The 11,757-nt window shown below is 45.2% G+C and carries 12 protein-coding genes; 10 read left to right on the top strand and 2 right to left on the bottom strand.

Features of this window, described 5'->3' with window-relative positions; genetic code table 11:
- Positions 1–11 precede the first annotated feature (11 nt).
- Together dnaN and dnaA are read right to left on the bottom strand one after the other, a co-directional pair.
- Positions 12–1,112 carry a DNA polymerase III subunit beta gene (dnaN, locus tag AACR09_RS19895; protein ID WP_017073815.1) on the bottom strand — a complete coding sequence of 367 codons (1,101 nt, stop codon included), beginning with the start codon at positions 1,110–1,112 and terminating at the stop codon, positions 12–14.
- Positions 1,113–1,193: 81 nt separating this feature from the next.
- Positions 1,194–2,615 (bottom strand): chromosomal replication initiator protein DnaA, encoded by a 1,422-nt coding sequence (gene dnaA, locus AACR09_RS19890; protein ID WP_017081729.1) that lies wholly within the window; start codon positions 2,613–2,615, stop codon positions 1,194–1,196.
- Positions 2,616–2,924: 309 nt separating this feature from the next.
- On the opposite strand from dnaA, the gene AACR09_RS19885 reads away from it, so the two are divergent.
- From AACR09_RS19885 to mnmG, 10 genes are all read left to right on the top strand, one after another.
- Positions 2,925–3,674: an amino acid ABC transporter substrate-binding protein gene (locus AACR09_RS19885; protein WP_026012349.1), complete on the top strand. Its 750-nt coding sequence runs from the start codon at positions 2,925–2,927 to the stop codon at positions 3,672–3,674.
- Positions 3,675–3,803: 129 nt separating this feature from the next.
- Positions 3,804–4,475 (top strand): amino acid ABC transporter permease, encoded by a 672-nt coding sequence (locus AACR09_RS19880; protein WP_004735796.1) that lies wholly within the window; start codon positions 3,804–3,806, stop codon positions 4,473–4,475.
- On the top strand, positions 4,472–5,209 hold the full coding sequence (locus AACR09_RS19875) for an amino acid ABC transporter ATP-binding protein (RefSeq protein WP_017077296.1): 738 nt from the start codon (positions 4,472–4,474) through the stop codon (positions 5,207–5,209). Before AACR09_RS19880 ends, AACR09_RS19875 begins: the two co-directional genes overlap by 4 nt.
- Before the next feature lie 206 nt (positions 5,210–5,415).
- Entirely contained in the window at positions 5,416–5,550 is a 135-nt protein-coding gene (gene rpmH, locus AACR09_RS19870; RefSeq protein WP_004735800.1) for a 50S ribosomal protein L34, read from the top strand.
- Positions 5,551–5,595: 45 nt separating this feature from the next.
- Positions 5,596–5,919, top strand: coding sequence for a ribonuclease P protein component (gene rnpA, locus AACR09_RS19865; RefSeq protein ID WP_017055478.1), 324 nt, complete (start codon positions 5,596–5,598; stop codon positions 5,917–5,919).
- On the top strand, positions 5,886–6,143 hold the full coding sequence (gene yidD / locus AACR09_RS19860) for a membrane protein insertion efficiency factor YidD (RefSeq protein WP_004735802.1): 258 nt from the start codon (positions 5,886–5,888) through the stop codon (positions 6,141–6,143). Before rnpA ends, yidD begins: the two co-directional genes overlap by 34 nt.
- Before the next feature lie 2 nt (positions 6,144–6,145).
- Positions 6,146–7,768: a membrane protein insertase YidC gene (yidC, locus tag AACR09_RS19855; protein WP_193834503.1), complete on the top strand. Its 1,623-nt coding sequence runs from the start codon at positions 6,146–6,148 to the stop codon at positions 7,766–7,768.
- Between the two features lie 130 nt (positions 7,769–7,898).
- Entirely contained in the window at positions 7,899–9,260 is a 1,362-nt protein-coding gene (mnmE, locus tag AACR09_RS19850) for a tRNA uridine-5-carboxymethylaminomethyl(34) synthesis GTPase MnmE (protein ID WP_004735804.1), read from the top strand.
- 48 nt (positions 9,261–9,308) lie between these two features.
- On the top strand, positions 9,309–9,743 hold the full coding sequence (mioC, locus tag AACR09_RS19845) for an FMN-binding protein MioC (RefSeq protein ID WP_017095240.1): 435 nt from the start codon (positions 9,309–9,311) through the stop codon (positions 9,741–9,743).
- A gap of 482 nt (positions 9,744–10,225) precedes the next feature.
- On the top strand, positions 10,226–11,757 hold a 1,532-nt coding region (mnmG, locus tag AACR09_RS19840), incomplete at its 3' end, for a tRNA uridine-5-carboxymethylaminomethyl(34) synthesis enzyme MnmG (protein WP_228010428.1).

The following is an 11,757-nucleotide window of genomic DNA, read 5'->3' as shown; positions in this document are numbered from 1 at the left end:
AATAAACACAGTTACAAACGAATCGGCATAACAACGTACATCGCGCTGTCATCTTGTGCGTTTTCAATCAACGCACTCGCATTCGCGTCTGACATTGAGATTCGAACCTGTTCACAACGCAGTGTGTTCAATACATCCAATACGTAGCTTACGTTGAAGCCAATCTCTAGCGCGTCACCGTCGAAGGTGACATCTAGCACTTCTTCCGCTTCTTCTTGTTCTGGGTTGTTCGCTGTAATACGCATCTCGGTATCTACAAGATTAACGCGAACACCACGGAATTTTTCATTCGACAGAATCGCAGCACGAGAAAACGCTGAACGTAACTCATCGCAGCCGGCTTCTAATGTCTTAGTGGTATTTTGTGGCATTACGCGGCGATAATCAGGGAAACGACCATCAACCAGCTTAGAAGTGAAGACATAGTTGTTCACTTCAGCACGCACGTTAGAGTTACCAATCTGCAGCGTTACTGGCTGTTCAGGAGCATCCAGTAGCTTCACCAACTCTTGCACACCTTTTCGAGGAACAATGATCTGCTTCTGAGCAAAATCAGCACCCAGTTGCGCTTGAGACACCGCCATACGGTGACCATCAGTTGCAACACTACGTAGGATAGAGCCTTCAATCTCAAACAACATACCGTTGAGGTAGTAACGAACGTCTTGGTTCGCCATTGAGAATTGTGTTTTCTCGATAAGACCGCGCAATTCAGCTTGTGTCACTGACACTTCAACTTCACTGCTCCAATCTTCAATATTTGGAAAATCTGCCGCAGGTAATGTTGCCAATGAGAAACGGCTACGACCAGAACGAACCTGAACACGGTCACCATCCAATACCACAGTGATCACTGAGCTATCTGGCAAACCGCGACAGATATCTAGGAACTTACGTGAAGGTACGGTAATGCTGCCCGCTTCGAAATCACCTTCAAGCGTTACACGGCTGATCAATTCAACTTCTAGATCCGTCGCTGTCATCGACAACACGTTATCTTCTACTTTAATCAGTAGGTTTCCTAGAATTGGAAGCGTTGGCCTGCCACCGAGTGCGCCAGATACTTGTTGTAATGGCTTTATCAGGTGACTACGTTCAATGGTAAATTTCATATCTTGCTCTTACGGTCTAAATGGCACTGCGTAATAGTACGTGGCCAAGATTCTGCTTATTAAGGTTAAGAATACTGTGTATTAAGAAGAAAGGGTACGAATCAAGTTCGAATAATCTTCTTTAATGTCGTGGCTCTCTTCACGCAGCTGAGCAATCTTACGACAAGCGTGCAGCACGGTCGTGTGGTCACGGCCACCGAATGCATCACCAATCTCAGGCAAGCTGTGGTTAGTCAGCTCTTTAGCCAGTGCCATCGCCAATTGGCGCGGACGAGCAACAGAACGAGAACGACGTTTAGATAATAGATCAGCGACTTTGATTTTGTAGTATTCAGCGACTGTCTTTTGAATGTTATCAATGGTGACCAGTTTTTCTTGCAGGGCAAGTAAGTCACGCAGTGCTTCACGCACGAAATCGATCGTGATCGGACGGCCAGTGAAGTTTGCATTCGCAATAACACGGTTCAATGCGCCTTCTAGCTCACGAACGTTAGAGCGTAAACGCTTCGCAATAAAGAACGCCACTTCATCCGCAAGATGAATTTGGTGGTCTTCTGCTTTCTTCATCAAGATCGCCACACGAGTCTCAAGCTCAGGTGGCTCAATCGCAACCGTCAAACCCCAACCGAAGCGGGATTTAAGACGATCCTCTACCCCGTTGATCTCTTTTGGATAACGGTCAGACGTTAGGATGATCTGTTGATTGCCTTCAAGCAGCGCATTAAAGGTATGGAAGAACTCTTCTTGGGAGCGCTCTTTGTTAGCAAAAAATTGGATATCATCGATAAGCAATGCATCAACACTACGGTAGTAGCGCTTAAATTCTTCAATCGCATTGTTTTGGAGCGCTTTCACCATGTCTTGAACAAAGCGCTCTGAGTGCATGTAAACCACTTTAGCATTCGGCTTATTATCAACAATGGCGTTACCCACTGCATGCAACAAGTGCGTTTTACCTAAACCAGTACCACCATACAAAAACAACGGGTTGTAAGCGGTTCCTGGGTTATCAGAAACCTGACGTGCCGCAGCCAAACCCAGTTGGTTCGACTTACCTTCAACAAAGTTATTGAACTTATGTTTTGGGTTCACGTTTGAACGGTGATTAAGATCAACCGCTACAGGTTCTTCATCACGCCAGATATTGTGTACTGGTTTACGTGCTTGTAGCTGCGCAGGTGCAGACGACTCAGCGGCTACATCAGCAGCGGTACGTGTACGAGCAGGGGCGATAGCCTCAGATCTTGGAGCAATGACTCGTTTACTTCCAATCTCAAAATGAAGATGCGGGATATCATTACCACAATATTCTTGTAGCAAACGGTTAATGCTATTTAGGTACTTATCGCGCACCCAATCGAGTACAAATCGGTTTGGTGCAAATAGAGTTAGAGTATTACCATTGAGCTCCGCTTGTAACGGACGTACCCACATACTGAATTCTGTAGCTGGTAACTCTTCTTGAAGCTGTTGCAAGCATTGCAACCAAAGCGAAGATGACACGGTGCCCCACTCTATTTAAGTTATATGAAATGACCGCTAATTTTACCTGTTGATAAGTCAGATCACCAGCAATTGATCACAGATCCAGTGAATAAGATCCAAGTTATTCACAATAAATAGTGCAAAACTGGATGGATCCACACATCTTGCCCCTACTTTACTCACACAACGATCCACTTATGCCCGGATCCTTGCTAGTTATCCCCAAATCGAGAATACGATCTGGTTATGGTTAATAACATCTGGTTATTTATTCTATTGAGCATTTTCCCAGTAACATCCAACCCTATAAATATAAGGAGTTACCAAATGAATAACTGGATTAAGGCTGCAATTGCGGCTATCGCACTCTCTGCTGCTACTGTTCAAGCCGCGACTGAAGTTAAAGTCGGCATGTCTGGTCGCTACTTCCCATTTACGTTCGTTAAACAAGACCAACTACAAGGTTTTGAAGTGGATTTATGGGATGAGATCGGTAAACGTAACGATTACAAGGTTGAATACGTAACGGCAAACTTCTCTGGTCTGTTTGGTCTTCTTGAAACGGGTCGAATCGATACCATTTCAAACCAAATTACAATAACGGATGCACGTAAAGCGAAATACCTATTCGCAGACCCTTACGTAGTAGACGGCGCACAAATTACCGTTCGTAAAGGTAATGACAGCATTAAAGGTATCGAAGACCTAGATGGTAAGACGGTTGCGGTAAACCTCGGCTCAAACTTTGAGCAACTGCTGCGCAGCTATGACAAAGATGGCAAAATCAATGTCAAAACCTACGATACCGGTATTGAACATGATGTCGCTCTTGGTCGTGCCGACGCGTTCGTAATGGATCGCCTATCAGCACTAGAGCTTATCAAGAAGACTGGTCTACCATTACAGCTAGCAGGACAACCATTCGAGACAATCGAAAATGCTTGGCCTTTCGTTAACAACGACAACGGTCAAAAACTGCAAGCAGAAGTAAACGAAGCATTAGCAGCAATGCGCGCAGATGGTACGCTAGAAAGTATCTCTCAGAAATGGTTTGGTGCGGACATTACTCAGAAGTAACGACTCACTTTCCCATTTGAGGCCCACTGCTTTACACAGCGGTGGGCTTTTTGCTTTTGTGCACTGATTAAAAAGCCTGATATAACAGTATTTCCAAACAATACTTCCAATAAAAATATGAGATAGATTATGGGATTTGACTTTAATTACATGCTAGGTCTGTTGCCAATACTGCTGAAGTATTTAGGCACCACTATGGAGATGGCAATCTGGGGCTTATTTTTCGCCCTAATTCTATCTTTGATACTGGCGAACATTCGTGTATTCAAAATCCCAGTACTCGACCAGCTTAGCCAGCTGTATATTAGCTTCTTCCGAGGCACGCCACTGCTGGTGCAACTGTTCCTTCTATACTACGGCCTACCACAAGTGTTTCCGTGGATGGTTGGACTTGATGCGTTTGGCGCCGCGGTTATCGGCTTAACCTTACACTTTGCTGCTTACATGGCTGAAAGTATTCGTGCCGCGATTATCGGTATCGATCGTAGTCAAATGGAAGCAAGCCTGTCAGTCGGTATGACAACCAGCCAAGCCATGCGTCGAGTGATCTTGCCGCAAGCGACACGTGTAGCACTGCCTTCTTTGATGAACTATTTCATCGACATGATTAAGTCGACTTCACTTGCATTCACCCTAGGTGTAGCCGAAATCATGGCTAAAGCTCAGATGGAAGCTTCTTCAAGTTTCCGCTTCTTCGAGGCTTTTTTAGCAGTCGCGCTGATTTACTGGGGCGTGGTGGTTATCCTCACTCGTATTCAAATTTGGGCCGAAGTGAAACTGAATAAGGCGTATGTACGATGATCAAATTACAAAATATCCACAAACAGTTTGGTGACACCGAAGTATTGAAAGGGATCGACCTCGAAATCAAGCAAGGTGAGATAATTGTCATCATAGGTTCAAGTGGTACGGGTAAGTCTACCCTGCTGCGTTGTGTGAATTTTCTAGAGCAAGCCGATCAAGGTACGATTTCGATTGATGATATCAAGGTTGATACTCAGAAACACACTAAAGCAGAGGTGCTTGCACTGCGCCGTAAGACCGGTTTTGTGTTCCAAAACTATGCACTGTTCGCTCACCAAACGGCAAGGCAGAATATTGCGGAAGGTTTGATTACCGTTCGTGGTTGGAAAAAGCAGCAAGCTCATGAAAAAGCACAACAAATACTCGATGATATTGGCCTAGGAGAGAAAACAGATAGCTACCCAGCAGCGCTCTCTGGTGGCCAGCAGCAACGTGTTGGTATTGGCCGTGCGATGGCTCTACAACCAGAGCTTTTATTGTTTGATGAGCCTACTTCAGCGCTCGATCCTGAGTGGGTTGGCGAAGTGCTTAACTTAATGAAAAAACTGGCAAATCAGCATCAAACCATGTTGGTGGTTACGCATGAAATGCAGTTCGCTAGAGAGGTCGCAGACCGAGTGATCTTCATGGCTGATGGTCACATTGTCGAACAGGGATCTCCACAGGATATTTTTGGTAATCCACAGGATCCTAAATTAAAGAAATTCTTAAATAAGGTCGGGATCGACTAAGGATCCTTGTGATTTTAGTTATTCTACGTATAATCCCCCGACCGGAATTTTAGTTAACCCAATCATTGACACTTTTTGTGACAGTGATTACAATTCCGCCTCTTTGTTGAGAGGCGTCGGTTTTCCTTTCTTATATAAAGAAGAGAAAAAATGCCCACGCCGGGTTTAACAAAAACCTAAAACTACTGATCAGTAAGGTAATTACAATGAAACGCACTTTTCAACCTACAGTTCTAAAGCGTAAGCGTACACACGGTTTCCGTGCTCGCATGGCTACTAAGAACGGTCGCGCAACAATCAATGCACGTCGTGCAAAAGGCCGTAAGCGTCTTTCTAAGTAATCTTTGATTATTTTGAATAAGCTAGCCTTCGGTCGGGAGTTACGCTTGTTAACTCCCGAACATTATCAGAATGTCTTCAAGCAAGCTCATCGAGCAGGCTCCCCTCATTTCACCATCATTGCCCGAAATAACTCTCTTTCAAATCCTCGCCTTGGATTAGCTGTTCCGAAAAAGCAGATTAAAACCGCCGTGGGTCGTAACCGATTCAAGCGTCTTACTCGTGAAAGCTTTCGTAACACTCAACACAAACTTCCTAACAAAGATTTTGTTGTAATCGCTAAGAAGAGCGCGCAAGATTTAAGCAATGAAGAAATGTTCAAGCTACTCGACAAATTATGGCTTCGCCTGTCTCGCCCTTCGCGTGGATAGCGCTAATACCCATCTATTTTTATAGATGGTTTATTAGTCCACTCATCGGCCCACGCTGCCGATTTACTCCAACCTGCTCTTTATATGCGATAGAAGCGTTGAAAGCTCACGGTTTTGTAAAAGGGTGTTGGTTATCAGGCAAACGTCTATTAAAATGCCATCCTTTGAACGAAGGGGGCTTTGACCCCGTTCCACCAGTCCAAAAACAAGACAGAGATAAATAACGATGGATTCTCAACGTAATATCCTGTTAATCGCATTGGCTTTGGTTTCTTTCCTACTGTTCCAACAATGGAACGTAGCTCAGAACCCAGCTCCACAAGCGATTGAGCAGGCACAATCTGGCAGCACCCTACCAGCGCCATCTTATGCAGATGACTTAGACCCAGCTCCGGGCCAACAAGTCGCTTCTGCAAAAACTATCACAGTAACAACTGATGTACTGACTCTGTCAATTGATACGGTTGGTGGTGATGTCGTTCAAGCAAACCTAAATGATTACTCTGCTGAGTTTGATTCTGAAGATACATTTGTTCTTCTTAAGAACGAACCTGGTCACCAATTTATCGCACAAAGCGGTCTAGTTGGCCCTCAAGGTATCGATTTAAGCAGCACTAACCGCCCTAGCTACACGGTTTCAGCAGACAGCTTCACGCTTGCTGATGGTCAGGATGAACTACGCATCCCAATGACTTACCACGCGAACGGCCTTGATTACACGAAAACATTCGTCCTTAAGCGTGGCAGCTACGCAATGGATGTTGAATACGATGTAGTCAACAACTCTGGTACTAACGCGACATTCGGCATGTACGCTCACCTACGTCAAAACGTTATGGATGACGGCGGTAGCTTAACAATGCCAACTTACCGTGGTGGTGCTTACTCTACGGAAGATACGCGTTACAAAAAATACAGCTTCGACGACATGCAAGATCGCAACCTGTCTCTTAACCTAGCCAATGGTCAAGGTTGGGCAGCGATGATTCAGCACTACTTTGCAAGTGCTTGGATCCCACGCGACGAAGCAGGCAGCAACCTTTACACTCGTGTCATTGGTAACCTTGGCGACATCGGTGTTCGCATGCCGAACAAGACCATCGCTACTGGCGACGAAGCAAGCTTTAAAGCAACGCTTTGGGTTGGTCCTAAACTTCAAGACCAAATGGCTGCTGTTGCACCGAACCTAGACCTAGTAGTTGACTACGGTTGGTTATGGTTCATTGCTAAACCACTTCATACTCTGCTTTCGTTCATTCAAGGCATCGTTGTGAACTGGGGTCTGGCAATCATCTGTCTAACGTTTATCGTTCGTGGTGCTATGTACCCACTAACGAAAGCTCAGTACACGTCTATGGCGAAAATGCGTATGCTTCAGCCTAAGCTGACTGCAATGCGTGAGCGTATTGGCGACGACCGTCAACGCATGAGCCAAGAAATGATGGAGCTGTACAAGAAAGAGAAAGTAAACCCACTTGGTGGCTGTTTACCTATCATCTTGCAAATGCCTATCTTCATTTCGCTATACTGGGCACTAATGGAGTCTGTTGAACTGCGTCACTCACCGTTCTTCGGTTGGATTACTGACCTTTCAGCACAAGACCCATACTACATCTTGCCACTTCTGATGGGTGCTTCAATGTTCCTAATCCAGAAGATGAGCCCGACAACTGTAACGGATCCAATGCAGCAGAAGATCATGACCTTTATGCCGGTTATGTTTACATTCTTCTTCCTGTTCTTCCCTTCAGGTCTGGTTCTTTACTGGCTAGTATCGAACATCGTAACTCTGATTCAGCAAACGCTTATCTACCGCGCGCTGGAAAAGAAAGGCTTACATTCTAAGTAAGTTCGATAATAGAAAGAGATAAAGAAAGGCGACCAAAAGGTCGCCTTTTTGTTTTTAGCTGATTACAATTCAGCTAATTGATTAATCGTGAACGCCCCTTTTTGGCTCTCACATGCTAGCAGGCACAACTATGACTACAGATACGATTGTTGCTCAAGCGACCGCGCCCGGCCGTGGTGGCGTCGGTATTATCCGCGTTTCCGGCCCATTGGCGACTCAGGTTGCCCTAGAAGTAACAGGAAAAACACTCAAGCCTCGCTACGCTGAGTACCTACCGTTTAAATCTGACGATGGCATCGAACTCGACCAAGGCATCGCGCTTTACTTCCCTAACCCGCACTCGTTTACCGGCGAAGACGTATTAGAGTTGCAAGGCCACGGCGGCCCAGTGGTTATGGACATGCTAATCAAACGCATCCTAGCCATTTCAGGCGTGCGTGCAGCGCGTCCAGGTGAGTTTTCAGAACGTGCCTTCTTGAACGATAAGATGGATTTAACTCAAGCCGAAGCGATTGCTGACCTCATTGATGCCAGCTCAGAAGAAGCGGCTAAATCGGCGCTTCAATCGCTACAAGGCGAATTCTCTAAACGCATTAATACGCTTGTAGATTCTCTGATTTACTTAAGAATATACGTTGAAGCAGCGATCGATTTCCCAGAAGAAGAAATTGATTTTCTTGCTGACGGTAAAGTCAGTACTGACTTACAGGCTATCATCGATAACCTCGAAGCTGTACGCCAAGAAGCGAATCAAGGTGCCATCATGCGTGAAGGCATGAAGGTCGTGATTGCAGGTCGCCCAAATGCCGGTAAATCGAGCCTATTGAATGCGCTGTCTGGCAAAGAATCTGCGATTGTGACCGATATTGCAGGCACCACACGTGATGTATTGCGTGAACATATCCATATTGACGGTATGCCACTGCACATTATCGATACCGCAGGCCTGCGTGATGCCTCTGATGAAGTAGAAAAAATCGGTATTGAACGCGCTTGGGAAGAAATTGCTCAGGCAGACCGAGTTTTATTTATGGTTGATGGCACGACAACAGACGCAACAGACCCAAAAGATATCTGGCCAGATTTCGTTGATCGTCTACCAGACAACATCGGAATGACGGTAATTCGTAATAAAGCGGATCAAACCAGTGAAGAGTTAGGCATTTGTCATGTTAACGATCCAACCCTGATTCGCTTATCAGCAAAAACAGGCCAAGGTGTCGACGCTCTGCGTAGCCACCTCAAGGATTGCATGGGTTTTGCTGGTGGTCATGAAGGTGGCTTTATGGCGCGCCGCCGCCACTTGGATGCACTAGAACGCGCATCGGAACACCTTGATATCGGGCAACAACAGCTTGAAGGCTACATGGCCGGAGAGATATTAGCGGAAGAGCTTCGTATCACCCAACAGCACCTCAATGAGATCACAGGCGAGTTCAGTTCCGATGATCTTTTAGGTCGAATCTTCTCTTCATTCTGTATAGGTAAATAACCATAAAGGCTGGCTTACGCTGGCCTTTTCTTTTGTAAGGACAGCTTAATGATCCACATTATTACAGGCAGCACCTTAGGTGGCGCTGAATACGTTGGCGATCACCTTAACGATCTTCTAGAGGCTCAAGGGCACGAGATAGAACTTCATAATCAGCCTGAATACAATAATATTCCTCAGCAAGGTATTTGGTTAGTGGTGACATCAACACATGGTGCGGGTGATTTTCCCGATAATATCCAACCGTTGATCAACGCATTGACCCAAGAGTCTCCAGATTTAAGTGCTCTTCGTTATGCAGTTATCGCACTTGGTGATTCAAGTTACGATACCTTCTGTTCTGCGGGAAAATCAGTCCACAGCCAACTGAAAAAACTCGGTGCACAGCCTATTTCAGACTGCTTTACCATCGATGTATTGGAAACTCCGGTACCTGAGGATGCAGCTGAAGAGTGGTTTAACGATCATAGTGACCAGTTCTAGTCCCTCAATTTCCCCAAAAAGCGGCTTATGCCGCTTTTTTTGTCCCTGAATATCGTGATTGTGAATAACTTTTTTGAAAAAAATTCGAAAATTGAAGCAAAAACCTCAATTTTCTCTGTGGATAAGATCATACATATACGGTGATTAACCTATAGTTATCCAAATAGCAACTTTCTAGCCAATTCTCCCCTGTGAATAAGTAGCCATTTTGATCCCAGCTAATCCTCATCATGATCAAAGTTAGATCACATACTTTGATCCAAAAAAGATCCATGATCTTGTTGATCATTTTTGACTTATCCACAGACGCCCTCGATCCTAATAATAGATATAATAAAAGATCTCTATAAAGATCTTATCTATATTAATTAAAAACAGCTTTACCGAAAAATCCCAAAAACGTTTTCTCAAGCTATGAAAACAGGTAGAATATCGCTCCTTTTTATCAATCTAGAAAACGTTTGAATACCCGAGGTCGGTTCATGCTTTATCACGAAAAATTTGACGTCATCGTTGTTGGTGGTGGCCATGCAGGAACGGAAGCCGCACTCGCATCTGCACGTACTGGTCAAAGTACGTTACTACTCACTCATAATATCGATACGTTGGGACAAATGTCTTGCAACCCTGCTATTGGCGGGATCGGTAAGGGCCACTTGGTAAAAGAGGTCGATGCAATGGGTGGATTAATGGCGCAAGCTATTGATCATGCAGGTATTCAGTTCAGAACATTAAACGCATCAAAAGGTCCTGCGGTACGTGCAACTCGTGCACAAGCTGACCGCGCGCTTTACAAAGCCTTTGTTCGAAATGTTCTTGAAAACACGCCAAACCTAACTCTGTTTCAACAATCGGTTGATGACTTGATCGTTGAACAGGATCAAGTGGTGGGTGTTGTTACACAGATGGGCCTTAAGTTCCGCGCTAACGCTGTGGTACTGACGGTCGGTACATTTCTAGGTGGAAAGATCCATATTGGTATGGAAAGTTCTTCCGGTGGTCGTGCTGGTGATCCACCATCGATCGCACTGGCTGACCGTCTTCGTGATCTTCCATTCCGAGTTGATCGCCTGAAAACGGGTACACCTCCTCGTATCGATGCACGTAGCGTTGATTTTTCAGAGTTAGAGGTTCAGCACGGTGATAACCCAACACCTGTATTCTCGTTCATGGGTAACCGAGCTCAACAGCCTCGCCAAATTCCATGCTACATCACGCACACTAACGAAAATACGCATGACGTTATTCGTGCCAATCTCGATCGCAGCCCAATGTACGCGGGCGTGATTGAAGGTATTGGCCCGCGCTACTGTCCATCGATTGAAGACAAAGTGATGCGTTTTGCTGACAAGAACAGTCACCAGATTTTCATTGAACCTGAAGGTCTGACGACACATGAGCTATACCCGAATGGTATCTCGACAAGTCTGCCATTTGATGTTCAGGTAAAAATCGTTCACTCAATGAAAGGTTTTGAAAATGCTCATATCGTCCGCCCAGGCTATGCGATCGAGTATGATTTCTTTGATCCTCGCGACCTTAAGCTGACTTACGAAACTAAGTTTATTAAGGGTCTATTCTTTGCCGGTCAAATCAACGGTACCACTGGCTACGAAGAAGCGGCAGCACAAGGCTTGATGGCCGGTCTGAATGCAAGTTTGTTCACACAAGGCAAAGAAGGCTGGAGCCCGCGTCGTGACCAAGCTTACATGGGCGTTCTTATTGATGATCTATCGACGATGGGTACCAAAGAACCTTACCGTATGTTCACGTCTCGTGCGGAATACCGTTTGTTACTTCGTGAAGACAACGCTGATATCCGCTTGACTGAGAAGTCGCGTGAACTTGGCTTGGTGGATGATGCTCGTTGGGCTCGATTCAACGAGAAAGTAGAAAACATGGAGAAGGAACGTCAACGTCTAAAAGAAACATGGATTAATCCAAAATCTGAAGATGTTGATCAACTGAACCAAATTCTTAAAACACCTATGTCTCGTGAAGCAAGCGGTGAAGA

It is taken from the genome of Vibrio sp. OPT20, assembly GCF_963889365.1.
GTDB classification, from domain to species: domain Bacteria; phylum Pseudomonadota; class Gammaproteobacteria; order Enterobacterales; family Vibrionaceae; genus Vibrio; species Vibrio splendidus.
This window is presented reverse-complemented; position numbering and strand designations above follow the sequence as displayed.

Excerpts from the sequence above, each read along its gene's own strand:
- dnaN (WP_017073815.1), bottom strand. The coding sequence starts at position 1,112 with ATGAAATTTACCATTGAACGTAGTCACCTGATAAAGCCATTACAACAA.
- AACR09_RS19885 (WP_026012349.1), top strand. The coding sequence starts at position 2,925 with ATGAATAACTGGATTAAGGCTGCAATTGCGGCTATCGCACTCTCTGCT.
- AACR09_RS19880 (WP_004735796.1), top strand. The coding sequence starts at position 3,804 with ATGGGATTTGACTTTAATTACATGCTAGGTCTGTTGCCAATACTGCTG.
- AACR09_RS19875 (WP_017077296.1), top strand. The coding sequence starts at position 4,472 with ATGATCAAATTACAAAATATCCACAAACAGTTTGGTGACACCGAAGTA.
- rpmH (WP_004735800.1), top strand. The coding sequence starts at position 5,416 with ATGAAACGCACTTTTCAACCTACAGTTCTAAAGCGTAAGCGTACACAC.
- yidD (WP_004735802.1), top strand. The coding sequence starts at position 5,886 with ATGGCTTCGCCTGTCTCGCCCTTCGCGTGGATAGCGCTAATACCCATC.
- yidC (WP_193834503.1), top strand. The coding sequence starts at position 6,146 with ATGGATTCTCAACGTAATATCCTGTTAATCGCATTGGCTTTGGTTTCT.
- mnmE (WP_004735804.1), top strand. The coding sequence starts at position 7,899 with ATGACTACAGATACGATTGTTGCTCAAGCGACCGCGCCCGGCCGTGGT.
- mioC (WP_017095240.1), top strand. The coding sequence starts at position 9,309 with ATGATCCACATTATTACAGGCAGCACCTTAGGTGGCGCTGAATACGTT.